6 protein-coding genes are annotated in these 16,946 nt (G+C 38.2%); all 6 read right to left on the minus strand.

Annotated elements, in window-relative coordinates; all coding sequences use genetic code 11:
* Window positions 1-114: 114 nt before the first annotated feature.
* Window positions 115-2,544: a glucosyl transferase gene (locus tag NSQ79_RS03255; protein ID WP_339313841.1), complete on the minus strand. Its 2,430-nt coding sequence runs from the start codon at window positions 2,542-2,544 to the stop codon at window positions 115-117.
* Between the two features lie 84 nt (window positions 2,545-2,628).
* Window positions 2,629-4,152: a glucosyl transferase gene (locus NSQ79_RS03260; RefSeq protein WP_045768458.1), complete on the minus strand. Its 1,524-nt coding sequence runs from the start codon at window positions 4,150-4,152 to the stop codon at window positions 2,629-2,631.
* 715 nt (window positions 4,153-4,867) lie between these two features.
* The gene (locus tag NSQ79_RS03265; protein ID WP_164332091.1) at window positions 4,868-7,396 is read right to left on the minus strand and encodes a KxYKxGKxW signal peptide domain-containing protein; all 2,529 of its coding nucleotides are present in this window, start codon (window positions 7,394-7,396) and stop codon (window positions 4,868-4,870) included.
* A 54-nt stretch (window positions 7,397-7,450) separates the two neighbouring features.
* Window positions 7,451-11,014, minus strand: coding sequence for a KxYKxGKxW signal peptide domain-containing protein (locus tag NSQ79_RS03270; RefSeq protein WP_045768460.1), 3,564 nt, complete (start codon window positions 11,012-11,014; stop codon window positions 7,451-7,453).
* Window positions 11,015-11,071: 57 nt separating this feature from the next.
* Window positions 11,072-13,543, minus strand: a complete 2,472-nt coding sequence (locus NSQ79_RS03275) for a KxYKxGKxW signal peptide domain-containing protein (protein ID WP_339313843.1) — start codon at window positions 13,541-13,543, stop codon at window positions 11,072-11,074.
* A gap of 57 nt (window positions 13,544-13,600) precedes the next feature.
* Window positions 13,601-16,456 (minus strand): KxYKxGKxW signal peptide domain-containing protein, encoded by a 2,856-nt coding sequence (locus NSQ79_RS03280; protein ID WP_339313845.1) that lies wholly within the window; start codon window positions 16,454-16,456, stop codon window positions 13,601-13,603.
* Between the last annotated feature and the right edge of the window lie 490 nt (window positions 16,457-16,946).

Here is a 16,946-nt window from a genome sequence, read left to right on the forward strand (position 1 = left end):
AAAAGTTTACTTGTGATATGAAAAAGGAAGTTGACAGTTGGTCGACTTCCTTTTTAGCGATTCCTAAATCAAAGTAATTATGAGATATCAATAGTTGTTATTTGAATTATTTTCTTATACTTCATCAGGTCCCATCAAATGTCCATTACCGTCAGCATCGAATTTGAAGGCACCAGTGTTTGTTCTAACAATGGTATTTTCAGCGCGTGCCCCATTCTTAGCATCGTAATAGTGGACAGTTCCGTCATCGTCAAATTTGAATTCACCTCTAAGTTGTTTACCGTTTTGGTCGAAGTAAACATGGATGCCGTTTAAGGTTTGAGGTCCTGTCAGTTTATCCCCTTTAGCATCAACATAGTAGTAGAAATCTTCACGATCTAAATCTTTACTTTCTCTTGGGTACTGTCCATCCTGATCTACGAGATCATTTCCAGGAATGGTAATAGTGAAGTGGAAGATGCGATCACCATCGAGATTTCGGTAATTCCAGTTGTAGACATGAACAAAGCTATCAGTGACGAGAGCACCAGAGTCTTTATCATAATAGTGTCCATCAGGGGCGAAGCGTCCCTTGACTTGTGCGCCATTAGGAAGGAAGTAAAAGCGACTATTTCCAAAGGTTTGAGGTCCTGTTAATGGCTTACCATCAGCATCGAGATAGTACCAGGCAGTAGTATAGACATTTTGATTGTTGATGTCATCACGACCAATATAAGTTAAGATTTCTTTAAAAGCATTGGTTACGAGAGCACCAGAATCTTTATCATAGTATTTACCATTTGGTGCAAAATGTCCCTTGACTTGTATACCAGTGAAATCATCAAAGTAGACTTTAACACCATTGATAGTTTGTTCTCCCTTGAGTTTATCACCTTTATCATTGACGTAAACCCAGTTGCCATCTTCAGTTTCAAGATAGCGTTTTGTTACAAGTGCACCAGAGTCTTTATCAAAATAGCGACCATCCTCTGCAAAACGTCCTTTGACTTGTTTGCCATCCTTGTCAAAGTAGACTGGAATGTTGTCAACGAAGTTGAGACCGATGAGGTTTTTACCGTTTGCATCCTTGTAGTACCAGTTGCCCTCGTTATCACTATAATAGTGACCACCAAAAACTCGTGGTGCCTTGTCTAGGGAGATTGTAGGAGTGACGGGAGTGTCTGTTTCTTCACCAGGTCCCATCAAATGTCCATTACCATTTGCATCGAATTTGAAGGCACCAGTGTTGGTTCTGACAATGGTATTTTCAGCGCGTGCACCGTTTTTTGCATCGTAATAATGAACGGTACCATCTTCGTCAAATTTGAACTCACTTCTAAGTTGTCTACCATTTTGGTCGAAGTAAACATGGATGCCGTTTAGGGTTTGAGGTCCTGTCAGTTTATCCCCTTTAGCATCAACATAGTAGTAGAAATCTTCACGATCTAAATCTTTGCTAGAAAGTGGGTAATGACTCATATCAATAAAGTGTGATTTACCGTCAGATCCTATAGCAGAGTCGTTCGGAATAGTAAGCATAAATTTAAGAACACGATTTCCGTCTTGATTTTGGAAATTCCAGTTATAAATATGAACAAATCTATTAGTTACAAGCGCACCAGAATCTTTGTCATAGTAATGTCCATCAGGAGCAAAACGTCCCTTAACTTGTGCCCCATTAGGGAAGAAGTACATGTTTGTACCACCAAGATTTTGAGGACCTTTAAGTGGCCGTCCGTCGGCATCAAGGTAGTACCAATCAGTAGTATAAATGTTTTGACCGTTGATATCATCACGACCAATATAAGTTAAGAGTTCTTTAAAGGTCTTGGTTACAAGAGCACCAGAATCTTTGTCATAGTATCGGCCATCCTCTGCAAAACCACCTTTGATTTGAATACCGTCTTGGCTAAAGTAAACAGGAACATTATCCACATAGTTCAGACCGACAAGATTTTTGCCGTTTGCATCCTTGTAATACCAGTTACCATTATCATCACTATAATAATGTCCACCAGAAATATGAGGTGCATTTTCAAGTGTTACAGAAGGTGTGACTGGCTTTTCATTTTCATCGATTGGGGTAGGTTGTTCACTGTTTTTTGTAGGTGTTTTTGTTTCTTCGACAGGAACAGGTTCAGTGGCTTTTTCTACCGAAGTTTTTGTAGCAGAGGCTTCTGAAGTTGCTGTTTTAATTGGTGTAGTTTTATTTGCCTGATTATCTTGATTGCTAATTTCTTGTTCAGAAGTGATTTCTACTGGTGATTCGCTTGCTAATTCAGATGATGCGACTTCACTGCTAGGAGCTTCACTAAGAACTGTACTTGTACTAGTAGGTAGCTCAGTATTAGTTGAGATAGGATTTGTAGTAGGCGCTTTGACCTCTACATTAGTTACTACAGTTTCTTGTGCAGGTGCAAGAATCTCAGTTGGTTGACTAGAAGTTTCAGGTGTTTTCGCTTCATCCGCAAATGCAGGTCGTGCGACTAAAGTAAAAGTAGCTAGAGCGGTTGCGCAGGATAAAGCAACAAGGTGTTTCTTTGGGTTAGTCCTTTTCGTAATCATGATAAATTCCCCTTCATCTTAAAATCTTTTCAGTTTAAAAACTGAAATAATGCAAAAATAACTTAATTACAATTGATTGATGACTTAAATCTCTGTAAGGTAGCCGTTTTCATCAATATGATAATTTTTTCCATCAATATTGGCATTACGATTACGCCACATTTGACCATTGTTTGGATCGAAGTAAAGCTTATGTCCCTTGTAGTCTACAATTTCTCCCTGAACTCTTATTGGGAGACCAGCTGCATCACGGAAGTAGTAGTATTCACCCCAAACTTGTTGAAGTCCAGTTACTGCAATACCGTCTTTATCGAAATAGAGCCATCCAGGAATATAACCATGTGAATATTCAAAAAGCATATTCTTGTCGTTATAAATCATACGATTTTTGACAAGTTCACCAGTATAAGGTTCAAAGTAACGGATACCTTCTGGGAACCTAATAAATTGCCCCATAACATTGGTTTGGCTGTCATTGTTGTTGAATCCGATTCCTCGAGCTTGCCGTCCGTATTCAAAATAATAATATTCTTTTTCGCCTTTCTTTTGCCAGCCTGTAACGTATTGTCCATCATCGCCGAGGTAAAATGTTCCGAAATCCATGCTCTTATAGCCACCAGGAATTCCCCCTAGAGATCTGACATAGCGGTTTCGCCAAAGTTCACCATCATGTCCAAAGTAGTATGGCTTGCTATCAATGTAAACTTTATGGAAGTCATCCCAATCTCCTTGGTACCAAGGAATGGAGACTCTATACGCAGTGTCAGGATAGAAATAGTAACGGTTTCCATTAATATCTTGCCAGCCTGTTACAGCTACACCATATTTACCAAAGTAACGGTATTCATCGTGAGGAAAATCAGCTACCTTGACAAACTGTTCAGTTATCCTATGCCCTAGATTCTGGTCGTAGAAATAATAATGGTTATTACGTTGGACAGACTCACCTTTGGCTTGTTTACCATCTTCATGGAAATACACGTGCTGATTGTCAACAACGTGTGCGCCTATAAGGTCTTTACCGTCTTTTTTGTAGTGCCAACTACCTTGTACGTCACTATACCATTGACCACCTGTAATATTTTCTTCAGGATCTTCGTCTTGAATTTCTGTGTTTTCATCGTTATTGAAGGAAGAAACATCAGTCTTAAGTCGATTTTCTGAGATGTCCTCATATCTAGCGTTTTCCATACTAGCAGTTTCACTTACTGTAGCTCCTGTTTTAGAAGTAGGTATTTCTGATCTTGTTGAATTTGTTTCAGAGATAACTGTACTTGAAGCCTCTGAAGAGGGTTTAGCTGTTTCAGGAATAGCTGTAGTATCAGTGGTAACACTTGTAGCTTCGCTATTGATAATGCTTGTGCCTGTTGGTGCATCTGTTGTAGTTGCTGTTGGATTTTCATCAAGTGTCTTAGTCTCAACAGTAGCCACTACATTTTCTATAGCAGGTGCGACAACTTCGGTCTTAGCATTCGTATCAGATGCTTTTACTTCTTCCGCAAATGCAGGGCGAGCAACTAGGGAAAAAGCAGCTAGTGCGGTTACACAAGAAAGTGCCACAAGGTGCTTCTTGTACACGTGCCATGGATAATTCATTTCAGTATTCATAATAGACTCCTTTCATAAAATGAACACCGATGTTTGGGTGGTTATAAAGGAGCTCGCCGTTAAAATAGTGTTAAAAGTAGGCAAATCTGTTAAAACGACTGAGTCCCATATCTAAATCTCTCATGTCATGATCATAAGAAGATTTTATAGGGGAGCACGTCAAACGTGTGGCAAGGAGAATATGCTTATGCTGTGTAATTCATATCTAGAAACAAGTGTCTTCACTTATTTATCCTAATACTTTTATTTCTCTCCTTTCGTTTTATTATTGAATCCAGCCTATGGCATATGTCTTTAAATACAAAAAACTAGAACTTTTAGTTTGAAACATTCTCTCTAAAGCTCTAGTTTTGTATTATAGACAGATGTGTGTATGAAAAGAGCCTTAGATTATCATGCCAAAGTGCCTAAGGACCAGTTTTCATGCATAAAAAATTATTTTGACGTTAGAATTCTAAAGCCAAGTTCCTAATCCTAATCCCTCTGTAGTACACTTTCAACGTTTTAGTAAAACGCTTACATGCTCACCTATCTTTATTATAATACTTTTTTAATTACAAACAAGTTTTTTTACAAGATAATCGTAAATGTTAAAAAAATGTCATAATTGGGTTCTGTTTGAATGACAGTGATTGATTATATGAAAAAGGAAGTTGACCAACTGTCGACTTCCTTTTGTGTGAAATAATTGAAATCCATAGTCACTTGTAAATGACTATCGAAGGATATGGCCAACCCCGTCATTATCGAAGTAATAAGTAACGTGATTGATTGTCAAGGTTACATTATCAGCACGATTACCAGAGCCAGGAAGATAATAGTAAGTCTTACCACCTAAAATGATGAGTTTATCTTTAGCTTGTATACCCTTATATTGTCCGTAATCATCATCGTAGAAGTAGACATGCTTTCCATCGATGACTCTTCTACCAGTCAGAATATTTCCCTTACTATTTGCATAATACCAGTTATTCTTATGTTCGAAGTATTTTCCGGTTACAAGGGCACCAGTCTCTTTGTCATAATAATGATCACCACGGTATGGATAATTAAACTCACCTTTCACTTTTTCGCCGTATCTAAAATAGTACTGAATTCCGTCCAAATATTTAGTACCGTGAAACTTCTTTCCTTTTTCATCAACATAAAACTCTTTGCCGCCATCCTCAACCAATCTATCTGTTACTAAAGCACCGTTATCTTTATCGTAATAGTGATTATCAGGAGCAAAATGGCCTTTGTATTGGACACCATTGGTGCCGAAATAAACGTTGACGTTATCAATGGTGTGGGCACCAAGGAGGAGGTAACCCTTGTCATTGACATAGTACCAGTTACCTTCGGAATCACTGATATAGCGGTTTCGTTCAGTTGATTGACTTTTAATGCTGAGGACACCAGATTGGTCTGCCACATAGGTCTTACCATCGAAATCAAAAGTTGTATCTTTGACTTTTCGACCGTTATCTTTATCAAAATAGTAAACCCTTCCATCGATATCAACGAGCTCTCCCTTAGCTTGTCTATGAGTTCCTAAATGGAAATACATGTCGTAGCCATCAATAGTTGCAGGGCCAACGACAGGAAATCCATATTCATTATAGTAACGCCAGTATCCATCTTTATCTTGGACAAAATAAGCAGTCTTTTGTCGAAGGTCCTTAAAATCACTAGAAATGAATTTACCAACCCCATCATTATCAAATTCATAGATATTTGGAAATTCTCTCGTAATATAGTGTGTAGGAATATTCAATCGTTTATTTCTAGCAATAGTTCCATCATTGTAGAAGTAATAGTTATTGAAAAATCTGTGCACGACCATATTTCCATCATCTTGGAAAAAGTACTTATTACCATTGATGGTTTGCCATCCTGTGACTGGTAGGCCATCGGCACCAAGATAATACCGTTCGAGTTCAGGATGTTCATTGTTATCATAATTTGCATAAGGAGCAAAGTCAAATCTTATTTCTTTAGCATAGTTTTCTTCAGGAATGAATCGTCCAGCTTTGAAGGTGACGAGGCGGTTCGCCACAAGGGCGCCGTTATCTGGGTCGTAAAAATAGGATTTACCATTGACCTTACGGCGTTCCCCCTTGACCTGTCTACCATTTGAATCAAAGTAATAGGTCAAACCATCAATAGTTTGTGGTCCAGTCATAAGTTTTCCATCTTTATCCATATAGTACCAGTGATCACCATTATCTTGTAGAAAAGCGGGATGGTTATTTGCCACTGTAACGATACCATTAGGATCAATATTGAGTTTGAAATCACCGTTGTTGAGATGTGTGTCTTTAACTAATTGTCCTGCATTTTCTTTGCCAGCATCTCCAAACAGATAGAGCTTGTCACCAACCACGTTCAAGCCGTAGCTAAGTTGGCCGTTTCTATCAGGATTAAAGTAATAGGTTTGTCCTTTGATATCTTGTAAGCCAGAAACTCGCACGCCATCGCTACCTAGATAGTAAGTTTGACCATTTTCTTCAACAAATTCATCATGGAGCATACGTGCACTATCTGTAAAGTAATAGAGTTTTCCATCAATGGTTTCGAAACCAGGATGTTCTCGCTCTTTTTTGAAATAATAGCGTTCTCCATTAATATCTTGCCATCCCATAAGCTTATTACCGTTGTTATCGTAGTAATAAGTTACGTAATAAGGATGTCTTGTGGTAATAAGACTACCTAAATAGTTTTCTGTTTCAATGCGTTCTTCTTTTTCGGTAACAAATCCATTCCTTTTTTCAGTAAAGGCAGAACGGTCAGTTCCTCTTGTGGTATTTTCGATTGGGATATCACCGACAGGTGACGCATTCTCAGCTGTAACACTCTCACTAGTCGTTGCAATTACCTCAGAATGTGCAGTTTCAGAATGCGCTACTTCCGAACTAGCTGTACTTGTCACTTCAGAGCTTGGTTTTTCAGAGACTGTTTCTGTTGAAGCCACTTCAGAGGTAGCTACTGGTGCTTCTGATACTGTAGCAGTCTCGCTAGAAGGGGTAGCAGGTGTATTTTCTGTAGGTTTAGCTGTGGCTTCACTAGTCGCTGGAGCCTCAACGTCAATAGCACCTTCTTTGATGATGGCTTCAACAGTTGCTTCATTAACAGGGGTAGGTTGTTCTTCAGCTGAAGCGTAGCTGAGGCTTGCAAAACTCAATCCCAAAGCAAGTCCTGTCACTGCAATAGTTACCCAATGTTTTTTAACTTTGTGAAGTTTAAAATGTACTTTCCTTTCCATGATAATTCTCCTTTCATTGAAAGATAAATTGGAATTATATGTGTGAAATAAATATTATTCGTAAATATATTTAATAACCCTTCCATCACCGTTTTCATCGAAATGAACAACCTCAGCTTTCACCTTGTAACGAATTGAGTGATTAAAAGTAATGTCAACATTTTTAACACGTTTTCCAGTTTTTGGGTAATAATAATGGTAGTAGTAGTCATTTCCCGCCCAAATTGTTCGCAATTCATCGTAGCCTAGTCTACCATCATCGTGAAAATAGTAGTAATCATCTCCAATCTTTTGTTCACCCTTATAACATTTACCATCACTACCAACATAGTAACGATAACCGTCAATGTCAACGAATTTGTCACGTCCTAAGTCAACAAGTTCACCAGTATTCTTGTCATAGTAATAACCATCATCAGCAACAATACCTTTAGCTTGTTTACCATCTTTATCAAAGTAAACCTTTACATTATCGATAGTTTTGTGCCCAGTTACCTTTTGACTATTTTCATCGACGTAGTAACAACTATTAGAATATTTTTTACCAAAATATCTAGTAATTGCACCAGTTGAGGTGTCTGCTAGACTAGGGTATCTATCGAATTGAAATACTTGAACATAATTATGGTCAATAGGCTCATTACCTAGGTCGGTGATAAAATGCCAAGGTTTTATTTGAACATAACGTTTTGTGACTAAAGCTCCGGTGTCTTTATCGTGATATCTACCATCTGGTGCGAAATCCCCTTTTAATTGTGGTCCATCAGGGTAGAAGTAGTAGTCCTCACCGTTAATAGTCTGATAACCTGACACCTTGTAGCCACTATTATCTAGGTAGTAGCGGAATGTAGTTGAGATACCATTAGCACGCCATTCACGAGCGATTCTTACAGTACGCTCTCTGAAAGTATTTCTTGCTAAGTTACCTGTATGTTTATCGTAATATTTACCGTTTTTTGCGAAACCTCCTTTTACTTGCTCTCCATTTTCATCGAAGAATACTGTTTCACCATTAATAGTATGCTCCCCTTTTAAAGCGATTCCTTCGGAACCAAAATAGTAAAATGGTTTTGTATCGTCGCTAAATCCATTGTGTTTAGAAGGAACGTATAAGTTCCTAGCTAGATGACCATTATCATTCATATAATGGATATTGTGGTAGTCATCATAGAACAGTCCATTTTTTTTGATATCATCTTTCTTTTCAGTAATGACACCTTCTTGATCTGAAATATAAAGTTTATCGTTCACTTCAAAAAGTGTTCCAATGACACGCTCACCATCAATTTTATCGTAGTAGTATTTGTTTCCTCCTTGTTTAATAAACTCACCTTTAGATCGCTTTCCGTTATGGTCAAGATAATACCATTTACCATTTATCATAACTGATTGGTTGACTCCTAAATTAACACGAGCACCGGTATCTTTATCATAATAGTAACCATCGTCTGCGAACTGGTCTTTGATTTGTTCACCATAGACATTGAAATAAACAGCAACACCATTTATCGTTTGGGGACCGTGAAGGAATTTTCCGTCATACCCTGCATAATAGGTGACTTTTTTAATTTTAGGGTTAAGATAGTCATTCTCTAGGTGATAGATAGTAACGTATTGATTTTTGACCATCATTCCTTGGTAGTCATAATAATAGCTGTTTTCAAATTCGTCGGTAACAATTTGGTTGCGATAGTTTAAAGCATATGGTACTTCAGAGAGTTTACCTTCATTATCAGCTTTATAGGTCTTACCATCGATTTGAATAAGAGAGTTGATAACCATTTGTCCATTATGCAAATCATAGTAATGTTTTGGTAGACCTGAATTTGAGTAGCTAGCTTCACCTTTTAGTTGACGACCATTACCGTCAAAACAAACATGATAACTATCGACAATTTGGTTTCCAATGAGTTTTTGACCATTTTCATCGACATAGTACCAGTTTCCATTGTCTTCTACATAAGCATTGGTAACAAGTTCACCACTATCCTTGTCATAGAAGTGACCATTCGGAGCGAAGTGTCCTTTAACTTGGACTCCACTGTCCTTAAAGTAAACTTTGACGTTATCAATGGTTTGTTCGCCAATGAGTTTATTGCCATCGGAGTTGTAGTAATACCAGTTGCCTTTATCATCGCTGACATATTGGTTATGGAATCTAGAATCACCTTGGATAGTAATGTTACCCTCTTTATCTGCGATATAATGGATACCGTTTAACTCAAAGGAAGTGTCCTTGACTTTACGGCCATTGTCTTTGTCAAAGTAGTAGATTTTATTATCAATATTAATGAATTCGCCTTTAGCTTGATGTCCTTCTGGACGAGATGATTCATGGAAGTAGAGTTCAAAGCCATCAATAGTCTTAGGTCCAGTGACTGGAAATCCGTCTTTGTTGAAGTAATACCAACGACCTTCGTAGTCCATCATAAATTGATTTTTTGGATATTCTATATTATTTTCTGAAGGAAGAGTATAGTAAATTGGGAACGGATAAGTCACAATGTTTAGTTGTTTATTGAGATAATCAGCCACCCCATTGTGGTCTGAATAAAATACATATGGCATAGACTTCCGAAGACCCTTTTCGATGATAGGAAATTGTTTGTTTTTGGCTAAGGCCCCTTTGTCATCAAAGTAGTAGCGTTTGTGATCTAATTCCATTAGTCTATGAACAGCAACTTGGCCATTGTCATAGATGTAATAGTCATCACCTAAAATTGTCTGACGACCTTTCTCAAGTGTGTTACCATTTTTATCGAAATAGTAACGTTCTAATCCAGGCATTACATAATAGTTTGGTTCGATATAAGCAGGTTCATTGAAGTAAACAACTTTACTATAGTTTTCTTCTGGAATATAGTGGCTGTCTTTGAATGTAATAAAACGGTCTGTTACTAGCTTGCCATCGTTTTCATCGTAAAAGTGGAGTTTATCGTCAACTTTCCTAAGTTGCCCTTTTACCATAGTGCCGTCATTGTTAAAGTAATATTGGAAACCGTTGATTTCTTTTGGTCCAGTAACCAGCTGCCCTTTTGTATCTACATAATAGGTAACACCATTTGCATCTGAAACGAAACTCTCTCTTTTATCTGTCTTTTTTGTGATACCTTCCGCTTCAACAGTGATGGTGAAATCGCCATCTTTTTGTGAGGTATCTAAAGTTGTTTTATCAGGAGAAGTACTTATGATGAGGTTTTCGTTGTTTGTAGGTGTATTTGTTGCACTTACCTCAGAATGAACAGTTTCAGAATTAGATGCTTCCGAACTAGCTGTGCTTGTGACTTCAAAGCTTGGTTTTTCAGAAACAATTTCTGTTGAAGCCACTTCAGAGCTAGCTACTGGTGTTTCTGACACTGTGGCAGTTTCGCTCGAAGCGGTAGCAGCTGTATTTTCTGTAGGTTTAGTTGTGGCTTCATTACTTGCTGGAGCATCGACGTCAATAGCGCCTTCTTTGATGGTGGCTTCAACAGTTGCTTCATTAACAGGGGTAGGTTGTTCTTCAGCTGAAGCATAGTTGAGACCTGCAAAACTCAATCCCAAAGCTAGTCCTGTCACTGCAATAGTTACCCAATGTTTTTTTACTTTGTGAAGTTTAAAATGTACTTTCTTTTCCATGATAATTCTCCTTTCATTTTAAACTGTCATTATTGAGAAGGAGTCTTTATAACTTCATTAACTAATGAGTGTTCCGTTTCCATCAGCATCAAAATGATAGGTTTCCCCTTTAATAGTAATGTCAATATTTGACAAACGGGCACCTGAGTTAGCATCGTAGTAGTGGATTTTACCATCGACGGTGACTAGTTCACCTTTGGCTTGTTTACCGTTACTGTGGAAGTAGACTGGAACATTGTCAATGGTTTGTTCACCGGTCAAGGCGTACCAGTTTGGAACAAAGTAATACCAACTACCTTCCCATTCATGGTATTGATTTTTAAGAGCAGCGCCTGTTGCTTCATCCAGATAGTAGATGTGGCTACTGTTAGGGATAGTATCACTGTAATACGCATAGATGAGCTCACCTCTACTTTGCATTCCGTAGTAGTATTTACGAGTAGGAAGTCCAAAGTAGTAGAGTTCGCCATCGATAACTTGAACGGAGACTAATTTGTTTCCCTTACCGTCTAAATAATACCAGTGATTATCTTTGGTTTTAACGAAACCAGCTTTTGTGACTTTTTTACCATCAAATCCGATATAGTCTCCACTATCTCCGTGGCCTGTGAATTCTCCGAAGGCCTGATGACCATCTCCAACGATAAGATTCACTTCTTCACCATGAACAATATGTGTTCCTGAGTAAACTTTTCTACCATCTTGACCAACATAATAGCGTTTGCCATCGACTTCGACGATTTGGTCTCGGACAGCAGCACCTGTGTCTTTGTCATAAAAATGATCAGCATTGGCAAAAATACCTTTGGCTTGGACACCGTCTTTATCAAAATAGACTTCTACACCACCTATAGTTTGAGCACCAATTAATTTATCGCCCTTATCATTGACATAGTACCATTTGCCATCTTTTTCGACATAACGGTTGGTAACGAGGGCTCCACTATCTTTATCATAATAATGGCCGTTTGGCGCAAAGTCCCCTTTAACTTGAGAATAGTCATCACGGAAGTAGACATTGACATAATCTATCACTTGTTCACCCTTTAAAGGATAACTAGATTTATCAACATAGTACCATTTACCTCCAGCAGTAACATAACTATTTTTGGCTGTAACTGGAGTCAATTTACCATTTTCATCTGCAATTGATGTTGGGTATCTATCATCTACAGCAATAAAAGTGAAAGCATTGGTGAGGATAGCACCTCTTACGCCGTTAATGTATTTAGAAAACTGAGCATAGTACCAGTTTCCATCAACTTGGAACAGTGGGTTTGGGCTGCCAGGGACATCATCTCTTAGTGAACCAGATTCATCAAAATAGTAGAGTTGTCCATTAATACGCTTGAATCCATGAACAACATGTCCATTTTCATCAGCATAAACGGAAGGTGTCCAGAGGTATCCTCTCAGGTACATGTATCTGATTTTACCCCAGCCATTATAGACTTTTTGTCCCTGTTCATTGTAATAACTTTCAGTACCATCAGGATTCTTGAATTTAGAATAATAGACCATGTCTGGTTGGAAGTAGTACTCTTTACCGTCGATGGTTTTAGGGCCAGTGTAAATATTACCGTCATTGTCATAGTAGTAATAAATGTCGTCGCTGGTTCCGTTAATGTAGCGAGTACTATGGTAGAGGGCAATCTTATTATTCCAAAGTTCGCCATTTTCAGGATGGAAATAATATCCTTTTCCATCAACAACCACTCTTTGTCCTTTTGTTTGAAGCCCCTTGTCATTAAAGTGGTAAGTTTTGTCTCCAATTTCTTGAAGGCCAGTCACTTTTTCACCTGTCTTATCTACATAATACCAGTGGTTATCGCCAGTAGTAACAAAAGATTCAGTTGTTAGATGTCCAAGTTCACCATCATAATAATGTCCATCTTGGGCAAAGTTTCCTTTGACTTGTTTACCATCCTTGTCGAAATAGACATGCTGTCCATCAATGAGGTTTGGACCAGTCAGATCCTTGTCATCTTTTTTGTAATGCCAATTGCCTTGATCATCACTATACCATTGACCACCCGTGATATTCTTTTCAGCAGAAGGAACTTGAGAATTAGGGGTATCAGTATCACTAGTTGTTGGTGACACATTCTCAGGTGTAACACTCTCACTAGTCGTTGCACTTACCTCAGAATGTGTAGTTTCAGAATTAGCTACTTCCGAACTAGCTGTACTTGTGACTTCAGAGCTTGGTTTTTCAGAAACAGTTTCTGTTGAAGCGACTTCAGAGCTAGGTGCTGGTGTTTCTGACACTGTGGCAGCCTCGCTCGAAGCGGTAGCAGCTGTGTTTTCTGCAGGTTTAGCTGTGGCTTCATTACTTGCTGGAGCATCGACGTCAATAGCGCCTTCTTTGATGATGGCTTCAACAGTTGCTTCATTAACAGGTGTAGGTTGTTCTTCAGCTGAAGCGTAGCTGAGTCCTGCAAAACTCAATCCCAGAGCAAGTCCTGTCACTGCAATAGTTACCCAATGTTTTTTAACTTTGTGAAGTTTAAAATGTACTTTCTTTTCCATGATAATTCTCCTTTCATTTTAAACTGTCGTTATTGAGAAGGAGTCTCTATAACTTCATTAACTAATGAGTGTTCCGTTTCCGTCCGCATCAAAATGATAGGTTTCCCCTTTAATAGTAATGTCAATATTTGACAAACGGGCACCTGAGTTGGCATCGTAGTAGTGGATTTTACCATCAACGGTGACTAGTTCACCTTTGGCTTGTTTACCGTTACTGTGGAAGTAGACTGGGACATTGTCAATGGTTTGTTCACCGGTAACTTTATCACCATTGACATCAACGTAATAGAAATAGTCCTCACAATCGAAGTCTTTGCTTGAAAGTGGGTAGTGACTAATGTCTACTGGTATTGTGTTATCATTGAGACCAAAAATAAAATTATGTGGGTACTGGATAAAAAAGTTATCGACAGGATTACCGTATTTATCTTGAAATTTCCAGTTATAGATATGGACGTAACGGTTTGTTACAAGTGCACCAGTATCCTTATCATAGTAGTGTCCATCAGGAGCAAAACGTCCCTTAACCTGTGCTCCATTAGGGAAGAAGTACATTTTGACATAATCAAGTGTTTGAGGTCCTTTTAGTGGTCGGCCTTCCCTATCAAGGTAATACCAGTCCTTTGCATATAAAATTTCGCCATTTATGGTACTACCAACGGAAGTCAATACTTCTTTAAAAGTATTGGTCACTAGTTCACCAGAGTCTTTGTCATAGAATTTACCGTTTTGAGCAACCCTTCCTTTGGTCTGAAAACCCCAAGGATTATCAAAGTATAGTTTTTGACCATTAATTTCAACTTCTCCTGTTGCAGCTGTACCATCTTTTGTAAAATAATACCAAGTTCCAGTTCCATTACGTTCGAAAAAGCGATTTTTCAAGATTTTACCACTATGATCAACATAATAGACCTTATTATTTTCATAGATAAAACTATCTCGTAACATTTCTCCAATGTCATAGTGTTTATACGTATTTTCTGGACGGAAGTAATAGAAATCGCCATTAATTTCCTGAAGCCCAAGAACTATTTGTCCTTTATCATCAAGGTAGTAGGTTGAATCATTTTCATTAACAAAGCCTGCATGGGTTACTTTGCAACCATTGTCTTTATCATAGTAGTACTTAGGCATGTAATAATATTTGGAGATAAACTTCGGATCTCTTACAAATCCTCCTTTAATCTGTTTACCATCATGGGGATCGAACATAACATCTTGTCCATCAATAATGTAGGCCCCTTTTAGTGGGCTACCGTATTTATTAACATAGTACCAATTACCATTAACTTCAACGTAACGATTGGTTACGAGATTTCCTGTATTGATATCGTAGTAACCTTTAAGGTCATTATATATATCTAAATAGGCCCCTTTGACTTGTTGTCCATTATCCCGGAAGAATACTCTTTGTCCCTTAATGATTTGGGAACCGATAAGGTTTTCTCCGCTTGCATTCTTATAATACCAGTTACCTTGTTCATCGCTATAGTAGCCGTTAGGGTTTGGAGCATCTTTACCAATCCCATTTTCATCAAAGTTATAAGTCATCCCATTGATCGTTAGGCTTGTATTTACAACACGAGCTCCAGAATCAGGATCATAGTAACGGAGGACCCCATTATCAAGAACAAGCTCTCCTTTAGCTTGACGGCCGTTTGAGTAGAGATAGACGATTTGTCCATTAATAAGGGTTTCCCCATCTTTAGGACGAATAGCATTTCCATCATCACCGTAGTAGTACCATTTATCATGTTCTTTAATTGTTTGTTTTTTGACTAACTGACCGGTTTCTGAGTCAAAATAGTAACGACGTGTAATGTTTGTGGGTGTTCCATATTTATTAGAAGTTGGAAGAGTCTTTCCATCTTCTAGCTCTATGCTGATTCCTTTTTGCATGACACCAGAGTCGATTTCGAAATAATAAAGATTACCATCAATCATACGAGTTCCTGTATATTTAGAACCGTCATTATTGATAAAAAATGTTCTTCCTTCTTTATCTTGAACGAGACCTTCTTTTCTAACCCTAGCTCCGGTGTTAGGGTCATAATAGTGCATCTTATCAAGATTACCGGAATACTTTTCACTAAAGTCTCCTTTGACTTGAGTTCCGTCATAATCAAAATAAACTTCTTGCCTATCAATGGTTTGTTCCCCCTTGAGAGGAATACCATCCTTGTCAACATAGTACCAGTTTCCCTTATATTCTAGATAACGTTTGGTTTGTAGTTGACCAGTATTATCATCAAAATAACGGTATAGTTTGTAATTTACGATTTGTGGTCCTTTAATTTGTTTTCCGTCCTCCCAGAAGGAGACTCTTACGTTATCAATCGTTTGATCTCCAGTAAGTTTTTTCCCATTAGCATCTTCATAGTACCAATTCCCCTGTTCATCACTGTAGTAGTGACCGCCAGTGATATTATTTTCAGCAGAGGGAACTTGAGAATTAGGGGTATCAGTATCACTAGTTGTTGGTGACGAATTCTCAGTTGTAACACTCTCACTAGTCGTTGCACTTACCTCAGAATGTGTAGTTTCAGAATTAGCTGCTTCCGAACTAGCTGTGCTTGTGACTTCAGAGCTTGGTTTTTCAGAGACTGTTTCTGTTGAAGCCACTTCAGAGCTAGCTACTGGTGTTTCTGACACAGTTGCAACCTCGCTCGAAGCGGTAGCAGCTGTGTTTTCTACAGGTTTAGTTGTGGCTTCATTACTTGCTGGAGCCTCAACGTCAATAGCGTCTTCTTTGATGATGGCTTCAACAGTTGCTTCATTAACAGGTGTAGGTTGTTCTTCAGCCAAAGCGTAGCTGAATCCTGCAAAACTCAATCCCAAAGCAAGTCCTGTCACTGCAATAGTTACCCAATGTTTTTTAACTTTGTGAAGTTTAAAATGTACTTTCTTTTCCATGGTAATTCTCCTTTCATTTTAAACTTTTTACATACTGCAAAATAAGGGCTGTCATGAGAGTTTATGAAAAGTGAGCATTGGGTAGAGTCCCTAACGATGTAAGTTAATCTTTTTATGACAATCCTTATTTCTCCAAGTCTCCTCAATTTCGGTATTACGAGACTGTTCAAGGCAAACATGAGTTCTGACGAAATGATTCTAGAAAAACGAGAGCCGTTCGGAATTTTCCTCCTTTCTAAGCATGGAAGATCTCGTTTATTTTGGGCTTCTAAGACACAAAAAACTAGAGCTTACTAGTATGAGGCGTCCCCTCTAGAGCTCTAGTTTGAAATGATGCTGTATTCTTTTTATGAGCCCTAGTTTGATGGTTCAAAGTGACTCAGGAATGGTTATCCTACTATAATCCTTAGTTAGGCATTAGGTAACTAATGTCAATCTTTTAGATAATCCCCCAAGTGTCCTTTAAAGCAAAATTAAAACGCTTACATAT

This window comes from Streptococcus sp. FSL W7-1342 (genome assembly GCF_037966635.1).
GTDB classification, from domain to species: Bacteria; Bacillota; Bacilli; order Lactobacillales; family Streptococcaceae; genus Streptococcus; species Streptococcus salivarius_D.

What these genes read in the sequence shown, in the direction of transcription:
- NSQ79_RS03275 (WP_339313843.1), bottom strand. Translation starts at nt 13,543, where the DNA reads ATGGAAAAGAAAGTACATTTTAAACTTCACAAAGTTAAAAAACATTGG.
- NSQ79_RS03260 (WP_045768458.1), bottom strand. Translation starts at nt 4,152, where the DNA reads ATGAATACTGAAATGAATTATCCATGGCACGTGTACAAGAAGCACCTT.
- NSQ79_RS03280 (WP_339313845.1), bottom strand. Translation starts at nt 16,456, where the DNA reads ATGGAAAAGAAAGTACATTTTAAACTTCACAAAGTTAAAAAACATTGG.
- NSQ79_RS03255 (WP_339313841.1), bottom strand. Translation starts at nt 2,544, where the DNA reads ATGATTACGAAAAGGACTAACCCAAAGAAACACCTTGTTGCTTTATCC.
- NSQ79_RS03270 (WP_045768460.1), bottom strand. Translation starts at nt 11,014, where the DNA reads ATGGAAAAGAAAGTACATTTTAAACTTCACAAAGTAAAAAAACATTGG.
- NSQ79_RS03265 (WP_164332091.1), bottom strand. Translation starts at nt 7,396, where the DNA reads ATGGAAAGGAAAGTACATTTTAAACTTCACAAAGTTAAAAAACATTGG.